Annotated in this window: 18 protein-coding genes; 9 read left to right on the top strand and 9 right to left on the bottom strand. The window is 59.0% G+C overall.

Annotated features, from left to right (window positions below; genetic code table 11):
- The first annotated feature begins 27 nt into the window (after positions 1-27).
- The 5 genes from rimK to greA all read left to right on the top strand — a co-directional run bounded on the left by rimK (position 28) and on the right by greA (position 7385).
- A complete protein-coding gene (rimK, locus tag ACH6CX_RS08460) occupies positions 28-966 on the top strand; it encodes a 30S ribosomal protein S6--L-glutamate ligase (RefSeq protein WP_396675351.1) in 939 nt (312 codons plus the stop codon).
- A gap of 211 nt (positions 967-1177) precedes the next feature.
- Entirely contained in the window at positions 1178-1774 is a 597-nt protein-coding gene (locus tag ACH6CX_RS08455; RefSeq protein WP_233006216.1) for a YfiR family protein, read from the top strand.
- 537 nt (positions 1775-2311) lie between these two features.
- The gene (carA, locus tag ACH6CX_RS08450; protein ID WP_233006690.1) at positions 2312-3469 is read left to right on the top strand and encodes a glutamine-hydrolyzing carbamoyl-phosphate synthase small subunit; all 1158 of its coding nucleotides are present in this window, start codon (positions 2312-2314) and stop codon (positions 3467-3469) included.
- 98 nt (positions 3470-3567) lie between these two features.
- On the top strand, positions 3568-6798 hold the full coding sequence (gene carB, locus ACH6CX_RS08445; protein WP_396675297.1) for a carbamoyl-phosphate synthase large subunit: 3231 nt from the start codon (positions 3568-3570) through the stop codon (positions 6796-6798).
- 110 nt (positions 6799-6908) lie between these two features.
- The gene (greA, locus tag ACH6CX_RS08440; RefSeq protein WP_233006214.1) at positions 6909-7385 is read left to right on the top strand and encodes a transcription elongation factor GreA; all 477 of its coding nucleotides are present in this window, start codon (positions 6909-6911) and stop codon (positions 7383-7385) included.
- A gap of 61 nt (positions 7386-7446) precedes the next feature.
- Here greA and ACH6CX_RS08435 read toward each other — a convergent pair whose 3' ends face one another.
- From ACH6CX_RS08435 to ACH6CX_RS08395, 9 genes are all read right to left on the bottom strand, one after another.
- Complete coding sequence (locus ACH6CX_RS08435) at positions 7447-8322, bottom strand: hypothetical protein (protein WP_233006213.1); 876 nt, start codon at positions 8320-8322, stop codon at positions 7447-7449.
- 517 nt (positions 8323-8839) lie between these two features.
- Positions 8840-9721, bottom strand: a complete 882-nt coding sequence (locus ACH6CX_RS08430) for a hypothetical protein (protein WP_233006212.1) — start codon at positions 9719-9721, stop codon at positions 8840-8842.
- Positions 9722-9902: 181 nt separating this feature from the next.
- Entirely contained in the window at positions 9903-10781 is an 879-nt protein-coding gene (locus ACH6CX_RS08425) for a hypothetical protein (RefSeq protein ID WP_233006211.1), read from the bottom strand.
- A 439-nt stretch (positions 10782-11220) separates the two neighbouring features.
- The gene (locus tag ACH6CX_RS08420; protein WP_233006210.1) at positions 11221-12114 is read right to left on the bottom strand and encodes a hypothetical protein; all 894 of its coding nucleotides are present in this window, start codon (positions 12112-12114) and stop codon (positions 11221-11223) included.
- A gap of 27 nt (positions 12115-12141) precedes the next feature.
- The gene (locus ACH6CX_RS08415) at positions 12142-12705 is read right to left on the bottom strand and encodes a hypothetical protein (protein WP_233006209.1); all 564 of its coding nucleotides are present in this window, start codon (positions 12703-12705) and stop codon (positions 12142-12144) included.
- A gap of 42 nt (positions 12706-12747) precedes the next feature.
- On the bottom strand, positions 12748-13617 hold the full coding sequence (locus ACH6CX_RS08410) for a CsgG/HfaB family protein (protein WP_233006208.1): 870 nt from the start codon (positions 13615-13617) through the stop codon (positions 12748-12750).
- Between the two features lie 64 nt (positions 13618-13681).
- The gene (locus ACH6CX_RS08405; protein ID WP_233006207.1) at positions 13682-14101 is read right to left on the bottom strand and encodes a curli assembly protein CsgF; all 420 of its coding nucleotides are present in this window, start codon (positions 14099-14101) and stop codon (positions 13682-13684) included.
- On the bottom strand, positions 14101-14547 hold the full coding sequence (locus tag ACH6CX_RS08400) for a curli production assembly/transport protein CsgE (RefSeq protein WP_233006206.1): 447 nt from the start codon (positions 14545-14547) through the stop codon (positions 14101-14103). Before ACH6CX_RS08400 ends, ACH6CX_RS08405 begins: the two co-directional genes overlap by 1 nt.
- Entirely contained in the window at positions 14544-15134 is a 591-nt protein-coding gene (locus ACH6CX_RS08395; RefSeq protein ID WP_255701162.1) for a response regulator transcription factor, read from the bottom strand. The genes ACH6CX_RS08400 and ACH6CX_RS08395 overlap by 4 nt, the downstream gene beginning before the upstream one ends.
- A gap of 743 nt (positions 15135-15877) precedes the next feature.
- Between ACH6CX_RS08395 and ACH6CX_RS08390 the strand changes: the two genes are divergently transcribed.
- From ACH6CX_RS08390 to ACH6CX_RS08375, 4 genes are all read left to right on the top strand, one after another.
- Positions 15878-17278 (top strand): hypothetical protein, encoded by a 1401-nt coding sequence (locus ACH6CX_RS08390; RefSeq protein WP_233006688.1) that lies wholly within the window; start codon positions 15878-15880, stop codon positions 17276-17278.
- Positions 17275-17934 carry a VWA domain-containing protein gene (locus ACH6CX_RS08385; protein ID WP_233006205.1) on the top strand — a complete coding sequence of 220 codons (660 nt, stop codon included), beginning with the start codon at positions 17275-17277 and terminating at the stop codon, positions 17932-17934. Before ACH6CX_RS08390 ends, ACH6CX_RS08385 begins: the two co-directional genes overlap by 4 nt.
- Positions 17935-18063: 129 nt before the next feature.
- Positions 18064-18891 carry a glycerophosphodiester phosphodiesterase gene (locus tag ACH6CX_RS08380; RefSeq protein WP_334078670.1) on the top strand — a complete coding sequence of 276 codons (828 nt, stop codon included), beginning with the start codon at positions 18064-18066 and terminating at the stop codon, positions 18889-18891.
- Positions 18884-19795 (top strand): MBL fold metallo-hydrolase, encoded by a 912-nt coding sequence (locus tag ACH6CX_RS08375; RefSeq protein ID WP_334078671.1) that lies wholly within the window; start codon positions 18884-18886, stop codon positions 19793-19795. The genes ACH6CX_RS08380 and ACH6CX_RS08375 overlap by 8 nt, the downstream gene beginning before the upstream one ends.
- The last annotated feature ends 8 nt before the right edge of the window (positions 19796-19803 follow it).

Below are 19803 nucleotides of genomic sequence, written 5' to 3'. Positions count from 1 at the left end.
GACGAGCATCACATGGCGGGCACCGGCCTGCGGATCGGGCTGCTGGCGTCCAACCCGGACCTGTACAGTAACCAGCGCATCATGGAGGCGGGCGCCGAGCGCGGGCACCGCATGAGCTTCCTCGATATCCGCCAGTGCTATATGAAGCTGGATCCCAGCGAGCCGGAGGTCCACTACCGCGACGGGCGGATCCTGAACAACCTTGATGCAGTGATTCCCCGGATCCGGCCCAGCCAGACCTTCTATGGCTGTGCCCTCACGCGCCACTTCGAGAGCCTCGGCGTATTTGCCCTCAATGGTTCCGACGCCATCAGCCAGTCGCGGGACAAACTTTTCTCGCTCCAGTTGCTACAGCAGGCGGCCCTGAATATCCCCACGTCGGGCTTTGCCAACTCGCCGGTGGATACCAACGAGCTGATTGAAATGGTTGGCGGCGCGCCGCTGATCGTGAAATTGCTCGAAGGTAGCCAGGGACGCGGGGTGGTGCTGGCCGAGACGCGCAAGGCGGCCGAATCGGTGATCAACGCATTCAAGTCCCTCAAGGCCAACCTGCTGGTGCAGGAGTTTATCCGGGAGGCCCAGGGCAAGGACCTGCGCCTGTTCGTGATCGACAACAAGGTGGTGGCTTCCATCCAGCGGGAGGCTGCACCCGGGGAGTTCCGCGCCAATATCCACCAGGGCGGCACCGCCTCGGTGGTGAAGGTTACTCCCGAGGAGAAGCGCCTGGCAGTGAAGGCGGCAAAGACCCTGGGCCTGAAGGTGGCTGGGGTGGATATTATTCGCTCCCGCAAGGGGCCACTTCTGCTTGAGGTGAATTCCTCACCGGGCCTGGAGGGCATTGAGAGCGCCACCCGCAAGGACGTGGCCGGCAGCATGATCATGTCGATCGAGAAAGCGCTGAAATGGCGCCCGGCGGCGCCGGTCAATGGCGCTGAAAGCGTGGTTTCCGACGAAGGGGCCGGTTGACGGCCCTGTCCCGGGGCGAGGGTCCCGGGGTCCTCTCCCCTGCGCCGGCCGGGTTGCGGCTGGCAGCTTCCTCTTCCTGCCCCTTTGGCGAAGGCCCCGCCGCGATACTAATCTGGTGTTGAGACACGCTGGTATGTAGTCGTGGCAGCGAAGTCGATGCCAGTGAGCGTATTCCCGCGCCACCGAGACCGATAAAGCCATGCGAGCGGGCATGAAACGACACCCCGACCCTTCCTTCCGTCGCCTGGCAGTGCAGCTGCTCGGGCACCTTATGTTGTTGTTGCTACTGCAGCTGATCCTGTCGGCAGGAGCCGCCGCGGCGCCCTCGCGGCTGTCGGATACCGAGGCGGGGCGCCGGCTGATGATCAACTATATTGTCCATTTCGCCCATCACCTGCAGTGGCCGATCGAGGTTTTCAGCGGCACCGGGGCACCGTTCCGAATCTGCCTGCTGGAGCAGCCAGACCTGCTGGCGCCACTGGCATCCCAGCTCAAGTACCATCGTGTCGATGGGCGACCGGTCGAGGTTGCCGGCCTTCCGCCGGGGGAGAAACTGGAGGCGCGCCGCTGCCAGATCCTGGTGCTGGGCGAGGTGTCCCCGGATTACTGGCGCGAGCTGATGCTGGCACTGGAGTTCTTCCCGGTGCTGACGGTCAGCGATGTCCGCGGCTTTACTGCCGCGGGGGGCATGATCGGCTTTGTGGGACGGGGGCCACAGGTGGCGGTGCGCCTGAACAAAACCATGTTCGACCGCTCGGAACTCAAGATTGGCAGCAGCCTGTTCCGGTTGACCAACGGGGCAGATTAGCGCGCCGCGGGCAAGGTCCGGTGACAGTTCACCGCGCCAGGGTGTCCGGCCCTGCGGCGGGAAAGCCTGAATTGGTGCTGCCAGTGTGGCGCTTTCCCGGCTTGCCCTGGACGCTCTGGCAGCGCTCGGTTGTCACCGAACCTCACGCATGGGCCGTTGCCGTCTACTGGCGTATTTTTATACTGGCGCTTGGGGCGCATTTCGAGTAGAATCTGCGCCCGGTTTGGGCATGTCGCGCGCTCGCTGCGCGCCGGACAGTGAGTCCCATCAACGCCGGTGGCAAGCGCCGGCCACAGTGTGAGAGCTGCGCGTGAAGAAATCCAAAAAGCGAGATGAAGCAGGAGTTTCATCTCGCTTTTTTATAGGGGCCCGGTTCCAGGGTGCCCTGTCCAAGGACAGCGCTGCTGCCGGGGCGCCGTCGGGCCGCCCGGGCCAGCTGGAGCAGTATCACCGCGCCTCACGTCAAATCCCGCCCGGAAGCAGTTCTGAAGATTGGAGATCAAGTTGACTAAAGCTGTCCCCACGCCGGAGCCCCAGATGCCCAGCCCCCTGATGCCAAGCACTACGCCAGCGCTGCTGGTACTCGCCGATGGCAGCGAGTTTCACGGGCGCGCCATTGGCGCCCTTGACAGCGCCGTCGGTGAGGTCGTGTTCAACACCTCCATGACCGGTTACCAGGAAATCCTGACCGACCCGTCTTACGCGCGCCAGATTGTCACCCTGACGTATCCCCATATCGGCAATACCGGCACCAACAGTGAGGACGAGGAGGCCGCGGATATCTGGGCCACCGGCCTGGTAATCCGCGACCTGCCCCTGCTGGCCAGCAGTTTCCGCAATGAGAAGTCACTCGAGGACTACCTGCGGGACCGCAATGTGGTGGGCATCGCCGATATCGACACCCGCCGCCTGACCCGCCTGCTGCGGGACAAGGGCGCCCAGAACGGTTGTATCGTCGCCGGCGACGATATCGACCGGGACGCGGCGCTGGCCAGGGCGCGTGAATTCGCCGGCTTGAAGGGCATGGATCTTGCGAAGGTGGTTTCCACCAAAGAGCCCTACAACTTCAATGAGGGCACCTGGGAACTTGGGCAGGGCCACCAGCCGGCGCCGGCAGCGCAGCCTTACAAGGTTGTGGCTTACGATTTTGGCGTCAAGCGCAACATTTTGCGCATGCTGGTGGATCGCGGCTGCGAACTCACCGTAGTGCCGGCACAGACTCCGGCCTCCGAGGTGCTGGCAATGAATCCCGACGGCGTATTCCTGTCCAACGGACCCGGTGATCCCGAGCCCTGTGACTATGCCATCAAGGCCATTCGCGAGATTCTCGACGCCGGGATCCCCACCTACGGTATCTGCCTGGGGCACCAGCTGCTGGGCCTCGCCGTGGGCGCCAGGTCCGAGAAAATGAAGTTCGGCCACCACGGGGGCAACCACCCGGTGAAATGCCTCAAGAGTGGCCGGGTGATGATCTCTGCCCAGAACCACGGCTTCTCCATCGACGGCGATTCACTGCCGGAGAATGTGGAGATCACCCACGTGTCCCTGTTTGACAATACCAACCAGGGTATCCGCCTGACCGACCGGCCCGCATTCAGCTTCCAGGGGCACCCGGAAGCCAGCCCCGGCCCGCACGATGTGGCGCCACTGTTCGACCAGTTCGTCGAAATGATGGAGGCGCGCCGCCAGGCGTAACAGGGGCCGGCTGCGGCCGGCCACGGGACACGTGCATACGCACTGACTGAATTTTGAATTGACCATCACCGGTGCGGCCGGTGCGAGACGGAAGAAAGATGCCAAAACGCACAGACATCAAAAGCATTCTGATTATCGGCGCCGGTCCGATTGTTATCGGCCAGGCCTGCGAATTCGACTACTCCGGCGCCCAGGCCTGTAAGGCGCTGCGGGAAGAGGGCTACCGGGTGATCCTGGTGAACTCCAACCCCGCCACCATCATGACCGACCCGGCCATGGCCGACGCCACCTACATCGAGCCGGTGGAATGGCGCACGGTGGCCAAGATCATCGAGCAGGAACGCCCCGATGCCATCCTGCCCACCATGGGTGGCCAGACAGCGCTCAACTGTGCGCTGGCACTGGACAAGCACGGTGTCCTGGAAAAGTTTGGTGTAGAGCTGATCGGTGCCGACAAGGAGGCGATCGAGAAGGCCGAGGACCGGGACCTGTTCGACAAGGCCATGCGTGCGATTGGCCTGGAGACGCCGCGCGCCAAGATCGTCCATTCCATGGAAGAGGCGATGAAAGTCCCGGAAGAGTTCGGCTTCCCGGTTATCATTCGCCCGTCCTTCACCATGGGCGGCTCCGGCGGCGGTGTGGCGTACAACTGGCCCGAGTTCGAGGAAATCTGCAAGCGCGGCCTGGACCTGTCCCCCACCAACGAACTGCTGATCGACGAATCCCTGCTCGGCTGGAAAGAGTACGAGATGGAGGTGGTTCGCGATAAGAACGACAACTGCATCATTGTCTGTGCCATCGAGAACTTTGACCCCATGGGCGTGCACACCGGTGACTCCATCACCGTGGCCCCGGCGCAGACCCTGACCGACAAGGAATACCAGCTGATGCGCAACGCCTCCCTCGCGGTGCTGCGCGAGATCGGCGTTGAAACCGGCGGCTCCAACGTGCAGTTCGGCGTCTGCCCGAACACCGGGCGCATGGTGATCATCGAGATGAACCCGCGGGTATCCCGCTCCTCCGCCCTGGCCTCCAAGGCCACCGGCTTCCCGATCGCCAAGGTAGCGGCCAAACTGGCAGTGGGCTACACCCTGGACGAGCTGCAGAACGAGATTACCGGCGGTGCGACCCCGGCCTCCTTCGAGCCCAGCATCGACTATGTGGTTACCAAGATCCCGCGCTTTACCTTCGAGAAATTCGGCGAGGCAGACGCGCGCCTGACCACGCAAATGAAATCCGTGGGCGAGGTGATGGCCATCGGCCGCACTTTCCAGGAGTCCCTGCAGAAAGCACTGCGTGGCCTGGAAGTGGGCAGCTTTGGCCTCGAGAGCAAAATTGACCCCGAGGAGGAGGGTGCGCAGGAGCGCCTGCGGCGCGAGCTGTCCGTTCCCGGTGCAGAGCGTATCTGGTATGTGGGTGACGCCTTCCGCATGGGGATGACGGTCGAGGAGGTCTATGAGCTCTCGGGCATCGACCCCTGGTTCCTGGTGCAGATCGAGGAACTGGTCAGGATCGAGGAGCCGCTCAAGGCCCTGCCCACATCCGCCCTGACGACTGAATACGTACGCTTCCTGAAGCGCAAGGGCTTCTCCGACATGCGCCTTGCCAAGTTGCTGGGGGTAAGCCAGAGAACCGTGCGCGAGTTCCGCCACAAGCTGGGGGTGTTCCCGTCTTTCAAGCGCGTGGATACCTGCGCGGCCGAGTTCGCCACGTCCACCGCTTACATGTACTCCACCTATGACGAGGAGTGCGAGGCGAACCCGTCCGACCGCAAGAAAATCATGGTGCTGGGTGGTGGCCCGAACCGTATCGGCCAGGGCATCGAGTTCGACTACTGCTGTGTGCACGCCGCACTGGCGATGCGCGAGGACGGTTACGAGACCATCATGGTCAACTGTAACCCCGAAACGGTTTCCACCGACTACGATACCTCCGACCGCCTCTATTTTGAGCCGGTGACCCTGGAGGATGTACTGGAAATCGTGGCCAAGGAAAAGCCGGAAGGTGTGATCGTACAGTTCGGCGGCCAGACTCCGCTGAAACTGGCGCGCTACCTGGCGGCGGAAGGGGTGCCGATCATTGGCACCACCCCCGAGCAGATCGACCGCGCCGAGGACCGCGAGCGCTTCCAGCAGATGATCATGCGCCTGGGGCTGAAGCAGCCCAAGAATGCCATCGTGCGCTCCGTCTCCGAGGCCATCCAGGCCGCCAAGGATGTGGGATACCCGCTGGTAGTGCGCCCCTCTTATGTACTGGGTGGCCGGGCGATGGAAATCGTCTACAAGGAAGACGAGCTGCTCAACTATATGAAGGAAGCTGTGCAGGTGTCCGACGACTCGCCGGTTCTGCTGGATCACTTCCTCAATGCCGCGGTCGAGGTGGATATCGATGCGGTGTCCGATGGCCAGGATGTGGTCATCGGCGGCATCATGCAGCATATCGAGCAGTGCGGTGTGCACTCCGGTGATTCCGCCTGCTCCCTGCCGCCCTATAACCTGCCCGCCGAGGTGCAAGACCAGATGCGCGAGCAGGTCAAGGCCATGGCCCGTGAACTGGGCGTGGTAGGCCTGATGAATACCCAGCTGGCCTGGCAGGACGACGAGATCTACGTGATCGAGGTCAACCCCCGCGCCTCCCGCACGGTGCCGTTTGTCTCCAAGTGCATCGGTACCTCCCTGGCCAAGGTGGCGGCGCGCTGCCAGGCGGGGATCAGCCTCGCGGATCAGGGCTTTACCAAGGAAATCGTACCGGACTACTTCTCCGTGAAAGAGTCTGTATTCCCCTTCAACAAGTTCCCGAAGGTGGACCCGATCCTCGGCCCGGAGATGAAGTCCACCGGCGAGGTCATGGGCGTTGGTGCCACCTTTGCGGAAGCTTTCGACAAGGGGCTGCTGGCCGCCGGCGACACATTGCCGGAATCAGGCAAGGTCTTTATCTCGGTCCGTGACTTCGACAAGGATGCCGCAGTCCATGTGGCACGGGACCTGGTGGGACTCGGCTTCGAGCTGGTTGCCTCCCGTGGTACCGCCAAGGTATTGCAAGACAGCGATATTCCGGTTACAACCGTCAACAAGATGAGCGAGGGCCGGCCGCATATCGTCGATATGATCAAGAACGACGAGATTGCCCTGGTGGTCAACACTACCGAGGGGCGCCAGGCGATACGCGACTCCGCCGATATCCGTCGCAGCGCGGAGAACCACCAGGTGTGTTACACCACCACGCTGGCGGCGGCCAAGGCCATGGCGCTGGCCATGCAGCAGGGCGAGCCGCTCCAGGTACGCCGTTTGCAGGATCTGCATCAGCGCGTGGTTGAGTTGTCGAAATAAATCCGGCACTGCCCGGAGCGGCCACCGGCCACAACCAATCAGTGATATATCGGCCGGGCTTCCCCATGGGGAGGCCCGGTTTTCTAGTAATAAAAATTGGAGGTCCCAACTTGAACCGGGTACCAATGACTGTCGAGGGCGCCGAGGCCCTGCGCGCCGAACTGGAAAACCTGAAGAAGGTAGAGCGCCCCGCCGTGGTCCAGGCGATTGCCGAGGCCCGTGAACATGGCGACCTGAAGGAAAACGCCGAGTACCACGCGGCCCGCGAGAAGCAGGGCTTTATCGAGGGACGTATCCAGGAAATCGAGGCCAAGCTGTCACACGCGCAGGTCATCGATGTCAAAGCCATCGAGCCCAGCGACAAGGTGATCTTCGGTACCACAGTGACCATCATCCACATGGAAACCGACGAGGAAGTGACTTACCGGATTGTTGGCGATGATGAGGCTGACGTGAAAGAGAAGAAGATTTCGGTGAACTCGCCGATTGCCCGCGCGTTGATCGGCAAGGAAGTGGGGGATGTTGTCGAGGTGCAGACTCCGTCAGGATCGGTGGAGTACGAGATCGATACTGTGCAGCATATCTGATCCCGCAGCGGGACGATAATAAAAAAAGGGCGGCCAGCAGGCCGCCCTTTTTTTTGCCCTTTTACTGGAACACAACGGAGTTGTTGAATGCGCCGATCTGGGTGACAAGGGCTGTTTCGGCCAGGCCGAACTGTCCGACCAGGGCGTTGTTGCCAAGACCGGTCTGGGAGGTTACGGCCAGGTGACCGAAGCCGATCTGTCCGACGTACACGTCGTTGCCAATACCAACCTGTCTTTCAAATGCAGCGTTGTTCACACCTGCCTGGGAGATATCTGCCTCGTTTCCGATGCCGCTCTGTGCAATGGTCGCATCATTACCGAAGCCGAACTGGCGGGTGTCGGCATCATTGAGGATACCGTTCTGGGTCATGCTTGAGGTATGGCCAAGGCCGCTCTGGAGCGCATCGGCATTGTTCAGGATGCCGGTCTGGTTGATGGTGGCGGTGTTGAAGAAACTGAACACCTGAGTCACTGAAGCCGAGTTCAGCAGTCCAGACTGGTTAATGTTGGCGTTGTTACCAAAACCCAGGGTCTGCACTGTGACCGCACTGTTCAGTGCGCCATCCTGCATATGCATTGAGTTGCTGCCCAGCTGCAATGATTGCACTGTCAGTGAGTTATTGAGCAGCCCGCTCTGCATGCTGTTGGCGGAGTTGCCTGCACCGAAAGTCTGGAATGCCGCGGCATTGTTCAGGGCACCATCCTGCACCTGGGTGATGGAGCTGTTGAACTGCACCGACTGGGTCGCCGAGGCATTATTGAAAAAGCCGGATTGATCCTGCGTGATCGTATTATTCACGGTCAGGAAGCCGGTCTGGTTGGCAGCAGCATTGTTGCCGACCCCAGACTGGTTCTGTGTGGTGGTATTGCCGGCGGCAAAGACTGAGCCGCTGATAGCAAACAGCAGGGCGGCGGCGATCGGGGTTAACGTCTTCATGAGTGTCTCCATTACTGCATTGAGTTTCCGACGTTGGTAAAACCGGTGCCAGTTTGCACCGATCTCTTATGGTGCCTTACTCAGCACCATAGAGGGCTCCAGCCACAGGCCATCCGTGTCCACTGGGGAGCCGGGCTGAGACTGGGAATCAGGTGGGGAACCTGTCGGCACGACAGGCCGGGGAAGGGGCAATCCGCTTGCAGGGTACAGATACTGCTTCGATTCATTGGGTCGTACTGCCTGTTTCGACAATGAATGTGCTTTCTAAATGACAGTGTTGCCAGTTCTTGGTGGAGGTGCCATGGGAAGGAAGTACGGAGTTGGTTGAGAAGAAAGTGTTAACAGACGCGGGCGGCGTAGAGACAAACAGATAAGCGGACCTGTCACAGCCACAGCGCCCGTGAGAGACACCCGGAACCAGGAATCGCCGCCCTGCCAGTGAACTTCGCAGGCAGGGCGGCGGCGCTTGGTGGCCCTGGTTATCAGGTGTGGGCCTCTCCCTGGAAAGCGACCATGCTTACTGGAAGATGCTGGCCGAGTTTCCTACGCCAACCTGGTTGATGATGGCAGTTTCCGAATAGCCGTTCTGGATGACCAGTGCTTCGTTCTGTACGCCGGACTGGTTCACCAGTGCCCGGTGGTTGCCACCAGGTCCAAACTGGAAAATATCTGCACGGTTTAACAGGCCGCTCTGGTTGATGACAGCCTGGTTGTACTGGGAGGCCTGCAGGATGTTGGCTTCGTTACCCAGCCCCTGCTGGTAGATTTCTGCCTCGTTGTACAGGTCGAGCTGGGTAATATTGGCCGTATTCAGCAGGCCGTCCTGGCCGATGCTGGCGTATTGTCCAGAACCGGCCTGGAGAATTGATGCCTCGTTACCCTGACCGGACTGGAAAATATAGGCTTCGGAGTCATAGGCCGCGTACTGGCCAATTGCCGCGCCATGCACTGAACCTACCTGCTCGATGACCGCCACGTTACCACTGCCATCTACCTGCGTGATTGACGCATCGTTGCCAAAGCCGGTTTGGCCGATACGAGCTTCGCTGTTGCTTGTGGCTATCTGGAATGTCGAAGCACGGTTGAGTATCCCGGACTGGCTGACGTGCGCTGTGTTACCTGTGCCGCCTTGCTGTAGCGAATAGGCGTCATTGAGCGCGCCATCCTGGACCTGGTAGATCATGCTGCCGGTTTCGCCAGCCTGTACTGCCTCGGCGCTATTGAAGAAACCGGATTGTCGCTGAATGATGGTGTTATCAATCGTGGCTGGGTTGTCCTGGACAGCCACTGCACTGTTGGCGACACCATCCTGTGACAGGTCGGCAGTGTTGTTGGCTGCGAGGACGTACCCGCTTGTCGCCAGTAGAACAGCTGCCGCAATGGGAGTGAAGGGTTTCACACGCATCTCCTTTACGTCGCACCTCAAAGGATTACTTCACGGTGTGGGTTGAGTGGCCTTGTGGGCCGTAAGGGTTTTCTGCTCCTGAGTCATGTAAAAGTCAGCGGCCGTGAAAAGCCGCTGACAGTGGGTGCGTGACGGGCGCGGAGCCGCGTCACGCTGGCTATTTCCGGGGATCGCTTTACTGCACGATCACGCCGAAATTGCCCAGACCAACCTGGGTGGCCATCGCTGTTTCAGCGAAGCCAAACTGGAAGGTCAGGTGCGCGTTCGCGATACCCAGTTGGTTGGTTGTGGACATATGGCCCAGACCCACCTGGGTGGTCGCAGCAAAGTTGACGATACCGAGCTGGTTGGTGGTCTGGCTGTTGAGGATACCGAATTGCTCTACGTCAGCCGTGTTTGCCAGACCGAACTGGTTAACGTCTGATACGTTGAGGATACCTACCTGATCGACCCATGCATTGTTAGCAACGCCAACCTGGGTGGTATCGGAGAAGTTGAACAGGCCTACCTGGTCGGTATCGGCATCGTTAGCCAGTCCGCTCTGGTTTACGATACCCAGTGAGCCGACGCTGAAGAACTGGTTCACCTCACCTTCGTTACCCGCGCCTGATTGGAGTACTACGCCAGTGTTGAATGCACCGAGGACCTGCAGAACGTCTGCCTCGTTGCCCGCACCGACCTGCACAATAAGCGCGTTACTGCCCAGCTGTCCCAGCTGGAAGGTGTCACCATCGTTGGCAATACCAACCTGCAGTACGGAAGCGTTGTTAAACGCACCGAATGCTTGCAGTGAATAGGCATCGTTAGCGATACCAACCTGGGTCTGGGAAATGCTGCTGTCGTTCTCACCAGCGAACTGCACAGCATCGGCATCGTTGACAATGCCGATCTGCAGCTGGTCGATGGTGTTGTCATCGACTCCCGGGCCAATCTGGAAGGCGCCGGCAGTATTGCCGAGGCCGATTTGGGTCTGTGTGGCGGTATTGCCTGCGGCAAGTGCGGTTCCGCTCACAGCAAACAGTACAGCGGCGGCGATCGGGGTTAACGTCTTCATGAGTTGCTCCTTTACTTCTGACGCTAAGAAACCAGTACAGCTATTACTGGCTGGAATACGCCCCTTGGCCTAGCGGCGCATTCCTTTTTGATCGGAGGGAAATCCTCCTGAGCCATGTGGCTCTATTCCTTCCCTGGAGGCGCATGGATCGCCTGCCAGTCATGCCCGCAGATCCCTGGGATCAGCTGGCACTGCTCGGCGAGCAAATTTCGATCTTTATGGTCAAAACTTGATCGCTCGACTGTCAGTTTTGCTGGCTGGCCGGAATGTCGCTATGGGAGGGAAGTGTCGAAACACTAGGAAAAAAGTTCGTTTTTTGATCAGTCTGTTGAATGAATAGCCGCTTACGTTGAATATGGCGCAATCAGGTGAGTGAGACGAACGGGGGGACATTCCCGGGGATGGGAGGAGGGGGCGCTAGTCCGGGGGGTAAAGATGTTTATTGTGACAGGGACACAGTGTTACCGCCGCCGGTCTGCGAGATGATGGCGGTCGCAGAGAACCCTTGCTGGAGTAATCCCACGCTATTCAGGTTGCCAGCCTGGGAAATGATCGCCAGGTGACTTCCACCCTGGCCATAGGCGCCGGTCTGCTGCAGGGTTACAGCGTTGAAGTTGCCGCCCTGCGTGATGTCGGCACTATTGTACCATTCGTCCTGTTCCGCCAGGGCACGATTGGCGATACCGTCCTGTGTCACATCGACATTATTGAAAAAACCCGCCTGCCCTGTGTCCGCGAGGTTCAGTTCACCTGCCTGGCTTTCCACCGCGCTGTTGCCTATCCCGGACTGCTCGATATCGGCATTGTTATCGGTGCCAGCCTGGGAGATAAATGCCGTGCTGATATAGCTGTCGTATTGCCGGATACTCGCATCCTGCAGGATACCGGACTGGTCGACCTGTGCCTTGTTGCGGACTGTCAGTGTCTGGCGGATTTCACTACTGTTGGATAAGCCGCGCTGGCGTGTGATTGTCTCGCTGCCATAACTGGCGAGTTGCACGTTCAATGCGCTATTACGTCCACCCAGTTGTATCTGGATGCTGGTATTGTCGTCCCCGTACTGTTGCAGGGAATAGACTTCATTGAGGCCACCTTCCTGGAGTTGCAGGATTTCGCCACCCTGCTCACTCTGCTGTACAGCATAGGCACTGTTGTAGGTGCCGTCCTGGTCCTGGTCGATGGCACTACCCCGGGCACTGGAGCGCCTCTGTTCAGCAGAAGCGAAATTGCCGGAACCCTCCTGTTCCTGATCGATAGAGTTGCTTTGCGCCGCTGCCAGCGATGCAGTCATCACCGTCATCGAGAACAGGACTACGCCGTGGAAACTTGTCATTCCGTGACCCCGCTTGTGTTTGCCCGCTCAGTTGTATTGGTTCACGACAGTGGTGATTGAGGTGCCCTGCTGTGACACGGAAGTGCTCAGGCCATTACCGCTCTGGTAGATGTCCACTTTATGTGCCGCACCAAGCTGCTCGATGTTGGCTGAGTTCTGGATACCATACTGGGAGACACCCGCCCGGTGCCCGAAGCCCAGCTGGTCCAGTTGAATCAGGTTTTCATAGCCAACCTGTAGCAGGTACGCCAGGTTGATCTCACCCAATTGCCGGACAATTGCCGCATTGTCGATGCCGGACTGGTTTACGGAGAGAAAGTTCTGATTGCCCTGCTGTAGTGCCGAGAGAAAGTTCAGCACGCCAACCTGGCGGCCGTCCAGCGTGTTAAGACTGCCGTCCTGGACAATTACTGCCAGGTTGGCGATGGAAACAGCGGTTGCTGCATCCAGCTCACTTTGCGTCGGTAGTTCAGCGGCGACTTGCAGTTCCTGCGCCTGTGTCATTGCCGCGGCACAAAGCAGGCAGGCGATGGCCAGGGAAAAAAGCCGGGCGGGCCGCTGCCGGCTGCCATGCAGGCAGAACAGTTTCATTCACTTATCTCTGTCTTGGTTAATCCGGATGCCGTCGGGGCATCACATGAACCTGACCGGTTCATTCAGGTAGTACTGCAGGACCTCATTGTTGATTTCGTCCGGGTTCTGCAGTGCCCAGGAATTGGCAACGATACCTTCACTGATCAGGTGAATTACGGCCGACTCCATCGCAGACAGGGTGGCCAGCTGTGCAGGTTCGTTGCGTGTCATTCCCGCTTCCATTTCCAGAAGGCGGCGGAAACTCACAAACCGGTAGACATCCGCGCTGATTGCCTTCGAATAGACCGTTTTTGAGGTCAGTACCGAGTGCAATACGCGACCGGAGCGGATATCGATAGCCCGCAGGTTGACGGTGACCTGGTCGACCCGGTACTGGTCATCCAGCCCAATCCCGAAGTAGCGGGCACCGGCACCACCGGTACGGATATTCGTATCGTAAGCGACCACGCCGCCTTCAAGCAGAACGTTTGCGGCGACAAGACTGGGCAGCGGATGACTGTTGTTCGCGGGCATATTGGGCTTGTTCTGCGCGGCGCGGATGATTTTCCTCTCCGTCAACAGGTTCTGTAGCCCTTCTCGCTCCAGCGGGATAAACCAGCCCGACTGGTTGAGGACATCCATCAGCATCGACGCGCCACCCTGGGTAATCGCAGTAGAAAAGCTGCTGGAAGGGGCTGGCTTATACTGGCCCGTCTGGTCGCGGAAATTGTAGACCGCCACCAGGATCTTGCCCTTGGGTGCGGGCAGGTTGAGAAGGTCGCGGAACGTGGCGTGCCTCGGTGTCAGGCCAGCGTCATTCTGTCCGGGGCCAAACAGGGAATCGCTGGTGCTCTTCACCAGGGTGCAGCCACTCAATGTTGTAACCAGCGCCAACAGGGGCACTCCACACTTGCTGATTATTTTTCGCATGGCACATCTCTCCTATAGAGAATCGCGAATTATTGAATTTATCTTCGGCCAGGCTAGGTAGCGTTTAGTTTGTCGGGTTCAGGCCACTCACTATGATTTCACTCACATCTCCTGTGTCCCGGTCGGTGACCAGGATGGTAAGGACGCCATCCGTATCCACTATCTGCACAATAAAATCGTCGGTGATCAGTTCACCGCTATTGCCATTACCAACATCCGTCAGTAACTGGTTGAGCAGTCGGGTCTCCAGTGAATCTGTGAACCGGTCCAGCGGACTGGGTTGCTCAAACAGGTCTTCAGGCCGATCCGGGTCCTCGTTGTCATCCTGGGCCTGTGCATTGGACAGCAGGTAACTGCCATTCAGGGGGTTGCCGCCGAAATTTGGATTGGTTGGCTCGTAAATCAATTCGGTGGCAATGGCCGGGTTAAAGCTGGCTGTCAGGGCGGGAGCCAGGAAATAACAAGCGATGTACTTTGCTTTCATTAAAATTCGTCCTTTCCCAGGTCAAAGTGGTCTTCCAGTGCCTGGCGCAGCTTTTCTTTCTGCACCATTTCATGAATCTGTATGGCGGCCTGTTCAGCCTGTTTTTGCACGTCGGCGTTTCTTGGCTGGAGAAAACGCCGGTATACAACTTTATAGTTGTACGTTACCCAGATCAGGTTGCCCCACCGAGCCGAGGGTCTTTCGCGGATGGTGAGGTTGTATTGGGCGTCCGGGTAGTGGTAATTCCGGTACTCACTCATATAGCGGGCGAAATCGTGCCCGGTCCGGGTAATCGTCTGGTCGATATTGAACCCACTGATCTCATCCTCGAGACGACCGGTCGACTCTTCCAGGGTGCCGGCCTTGACGGTCTCCTCCAGCTCGTCGTCCTGTGCCAGTACAGGCAGGCTCAGGAGCACGGCAAGCATCACCGGCAGTGGCCTCATATTCGCTCCCCTTCCAGGTGCAGCTTTGCCCAGTTGCTGGCCTGGAGACGGTTCTTGACACCGATCTTGCGGAAAATGTTGTAAATGTGGTTTTTGACGGTGTGTTCGCTCAGGTGCAGCCGCGTGGCAATGACGCTATTCGATTCCCCGGAGGTTAGCTGCGCCAGTATTTCCTGTTCCCGTCGGGTCAGCAGCGGGGTATGGGTCGCGGCCGGCTCTTCGCGGCCGTCTTCGCGCAGGGCGTTGGCAAGGCGCTCAACCAGAACTTCCTGGCTGCCGTGGGAATCGCAAATGAATCGCATGCCGCGATTGCGAATCTGTGCGGTCAGGTTGTCGGCCAGGTCAGGCGGATAATTGATGAGCAGTATTTTCGGGTGGTTCAGCGACAGTAAAAAGCGAAGGGTTGCGCCCTGGTATTGATTGCCGGCGATCTGCGAACAGTCGAAAATGATGGCAAAGTAATGTGGCAGGCAGTGACGTTGCTTGCCGAACTCCGCCCTCTCCCATTTGTAAGGGAGGGACCCCGAAACCAGGGAAAACAGCAGTTCTCCATGCAGGCCGGAGTTGCTGTAAAAAAGAGCCGGCATAGGATTTTCCATCACTTCGCCTCAAATTCCATTTCAATCTTTCGCAGTCTTCAACAGCAGACAGAAAATTGAACGTCTGCGCTCCTCTGCCGCTCGCTTGAGCTTCTCGCTCATAATTCCGACCGAATATTTTTCGATAGGCCGAAAAACTTAGCGGGTGAGAAGTTAGTATGGAGTGTAGACCGTGCCTGCCGGTTTGCGAGTCACAGGGGGTTACAGGGGGATAATGGTTTGGTTTTAAAAAAGGGCCTGTTAGCCTCAAACGTAATAGGTACCCTTCAGGTCCCTGACAGGCCTGTCGATTCGGTTTTTCCGTATGCCTTTGGGCACGGATTTTGTCCCCGCTGGCGGGGGAGGTAATTGCACTGTTGGCCGGCAATGAACTGTGCCGCTGCAGGTGTATCCATAGCAAACCCGGCCACTCCCCTTTCCAATGGTGAGGACAAAGCGCGCCTGTGTAGCTGAAAACGTTGTCGGCAGGGGGAGGCAATACGGGCAGGCAAGCAGGGCGGTAATGTCGCAATGTCAGGTAACACACGGGAGAGCGGCATCGTCCTTGATCGTGGTGTCCGACCCCTGGGCTGCGGGAGCCCGCGGGCGCGCGGCACTGGTTCATAAACCTAAAGTGTCGTATTTTGACATCCGGAGTAGTTTCTCGAGCTTTCTGGCGACTCCGGGCCCGTCGTAACCGGCGGGTGATCAATTTTTCGCCAGAAAAACACAGGAGAGAGCAAGTGACGGAAATGATAGACAGTCTGCCGCTCTGGTTGTGGTTCATCCTGGCACTCGTGGCCCTGTTTGTGGCGCGTCGCCCGGTGCATCAGGCCATCAGTGCCCTCGGGCGCTTTTTCCAGCAGTCCCTGCGTATGGGGGCCAGTGCGGTGGCTGGTGCGGAGCGGCGCCTGCAACAGCGTAACCGCGAGGTGTTGCTGGCATCCGGCCAGGAAGCCGCCGAGCGCTATGTGGAGCGGGAGTTCGACCGGATTGAAGCGACCATGAAGCGGGAGCTGGCGCAATACCCCGCCCTGCACCGGCGGCTGTGTGAGCAGCTGACTGCCATCGATGAGGATTATGTGCGCAGTGCCGAGGTGCCGCCGGAGCCCACTAACTGGGCCAAGGCGATCAAGGCCGTCTCCGAGATCCCGGCCAAGCAGGATCCGGTAGTCGGGGATGTGCTCGAGATCATTCACCAGTCCATGCGCAAGTCTGAGGCCAAGGCGCTGGAGGCCTACCGCGAGTCTGCCCGTGAACGCCACCAGCTGCTCAAGCGCATGATGCCCCATTGGCGCTCGATCCTGAAAAGCCTGGGACGGGTGAACAAGCATGTGGAATCGGTAATTCGCCGGGCGACTGCCCTGGACGGCCATATGCGTCGTTACGAGGAGATCCAGCAGGGCACCGACCGGGCGCTGCGAGGACTCTCCTCTTCCTCTATGAGCCAGTTCTTTATTTCTGCTTTTGTACTGGTAATCGCCGTGGGTGGCGCGCTGATCAATTTTCACCTGATTGCGCGGCCCATGACCGAGATGGTGGGCGGCACCAGCTATATCGGTAATTTCAAGATGGCGGATATATCCGCCCTGGTGATTATCCTGCTGGAAATCACCATGGGACTCTTCCTGATGGAGTGCCTGCGGATCACACGCCTGTTCCCGGTCATCGGTTCGCTTAATGACAAGCTCCGTACGCGCATGATGTGGGTAGCTTTTGCTCTGCTGTTTTTCCTGGCCTGTGTGGAGGCGGGCCTGGCCTTTATGCGCGAGGTGCTGATGCAGGAAGACCTGGCCGTGAGCGCACAATTGCGCGGGGAGGAAGTGGCGGCAGCCACCGAGGGGGTCTACTGGATTACTACCGCCGCCCAGATGGGACTCGGCTTTATCCTGCCATTTGCCCTGACGTTTGTCGCCATACCACTGGAGAACTTTATTGCCTCGGCGCGGACCGTTATTGGCGTGCTTGCTGCATTCCTGCTGCGCACGCTGTCGGTGATTATGCGCCTGCTGGGGACGGCATCGCTGCGCTGCAGCGCAATGCTGATCCGTCTGTACGATATTGTCATTTTCTTCCCCCTGTGGCTGGAAGCCCGTTTCGAGCGTTGGCGCGAATCCGGCCAGCAGGGCAAGGCACTGGAGGAGGCGGGATGAGCAGGCAATGGACAATGATTGTCGGGCTGGTCACGGCACTGGCCACAATACTGCTGGCAGCCTGTGGGGAGTCCCGGGCGCATAACCGCGGCATCTATATGCTGGTGGATACCTCGGGCACCTACACCCGCGAGCTGGACAAGGCCCAGCAGGTGATCAACTACACCCTGGCCAGGCTACAGCCCGGTGATACCTTCGCCGTGGCCAGTATTAATACGGCCAGCTTCAGCGAGAAAAATATCCACGCCAAGGTGACTTTTGATGACCGCCCCAGCGTCACCAACCGCCAGAAGCAGGCATTCCAGCAGTCGGTGGCAACGTTCGTGGACGACGCGCGGCCGGCGGAGTACACCGATATTACCGGTGGCTTGCTGCAGGCGATCGAGTTCCTCAATGAGAAGGACCCGGGGCACAAGACAATCTTCCTCTTCTCCGACCTGAAGGAAGAGATCAAGGCGGGCTATAACCGCGATGTGCCTCTGGACCTGCAGGGATTCGATCTGGTGGCGCTCAACGTCACCAAGCTCCGCAGTGACAATGTTGATCCGAACGAATACCTGGAACGTATTTCACGCTGGCAGGAGCGTGTCGAGGAGACTGGCGGCACCTGGCGGGTCCTGAACGACCTGGGCCAACTCGAGGCAATCCTGCCCTGAGGCCATGGCTGCCAGGGCCTTTCCTGTTATGAAGTGAGGAGGCCTTCTGCCCCTATGTTGTGGTTTGTCCTTTTCTGCGGCCTATTGGCGGCACTCTGGCTTTACGCACGGGGGCGTCCCGCGCCCCCATTGACGGTAAAGTTGCCTGATGCCCCGGTTCCCATGGCGATTGCCCACGGCGATGAGCGCGGCAGTGGCCTTTTCCCCGGCAACACGCTTCTATACATGCGTGAGATGTCCCGCCTGGGCGTCGATGCCATAGAGCTGGACCTGAACCTGACGAGGGATGGCCACCTTGTCCTGATGCACGACATGGAACTGGACCGTATCACCAGTGGCAGTGGCCGTGTGATCGACCATACCCTCGCGGAGCTACAGCAGCTTGACCTGGGCATGCGCTGGACCCGTGACGGCGAGCATTATCCCTATCGCGATGCACCGCTGAGAATCTGTACCATCGATGAAGTGTTCGAGGCTATCCCCGATATGCCCCTGATCATCGAATTAAAGAACAACGACCTGGCCGCCGCCCGGGCCATGTGTGAAGTAATCAGGCGAACGGGCCATCAGCAAAGGGTAATTGTCTCCACCTTCCATAAGCGTGTGATCGATGAATTTCGCCGGATATGCCCCGAGGTCACTACCGGCGCTGCCATGGGGGATGCCATCCTGTTCTATGCCGCCCAGCTGCTGGGATTGGAGAAACTCTTGCGCCCCGCCTACCAGACCATGCAGTTGCCGCTGCGATATTTTGGCCTGCCGGTGATTGGCCCCCGGTTCTTGCGGGCCGCCCACGCGCTGGGCCTGCACGTATCCGTATGGACCATCAATGAGCCCGGTCAGATGGCACACCTCACCAGGCTCGGGGTAGACGGTATTGTTACTGACCGGCCCGACATCATGAAAAATATCAACCGTATTGAATCCAATAATAAGCAGGAGGTTCATAATGCGTAGTCTGTTGAAAACCGCTACTGCGGGCATCCTCGGGACCCTGGCGACCACGGCAGTATCCACGGCGCTGGCCCAGGATCGCTTCGCGGAAGTTGAAATCAGTACCCAGAAAGTCACCGATCATATCCATATGCTGCAGGGCGCCGGTGGCAATATCGCGGTTTTCTCCGGTGAGGACGGCGTCTTTATGGTGGATGACCAGTATGCGCCACTCACCGAGCGCATTGGTGCCGCGGTGGCGGCAATCAGTGACAAGCCGGTACGCTTCGTAGTCAACACCCACTGGCATGGCGACCACACCGGCGGTAATGAGAACTTTGGAGAGGCAGGCGCACTGGTGGTGGCACACGAGAATGTGCGCAAGCGGATGAGCACTGAGCAGTTTATGACGCTGTTCGACCGCAAGGTGCCGGCGTCCCCGGCGGAGGCCCTGCCGGTAATCACCTTTACCGATGCGACCACGTTTCACTGGAACGGCGAGGATGTGCACGTGCAGCATGTGGACCCGGCGCATACCGACGGAGACTCCATCGTGCACTTCAGGAATGCCAATGTGATCCACATGGGGGATACTTTCTTTAACGGCAGTTACCCGTTTATCGACCTGTCCTCCGGCGGTTCCGTGGATGGTGTAGTGGCTGCGATGGATAATGTATTGTCCCTGGCGAATGATTCAACCAGAATCATTCCCGGGCACGGGCCCCTCAGCAACAAGGCTGAGTTGAAAGCCCAGCGGGACCTGTTGGTAAAACTGCGTAACCAGATCCAGGCGCTGGTGGACCAGGGAATGAGTCGTGAGGAGGTGATTGCGGCGCAGCCTACCCGGGAATACGACGACCAGTACGGGCAGGGGTTTATGAAGCCGGATGTCTGGACCGGCATAGTCTATGACTCCCTGGCCCGTTAGTCCGGGGA

This window comes from Microbulbifer sp. JSM ZJ756 (assembly GCF_044383805.1).
Taxonomy (GTDB): domain Bacteria; phylum Pseudomonadota; class Gammaproteobacteria; order Pseudomonadales; family Cellvibrionaceae; genus Microbulbifer; species Microbulbifer zhoushanensis.
The sequence above is the reverse complement of the archived record's forward strand: the minus strand, read 5'-3'. Positions and strand labels throughout refer to the sequence as shown.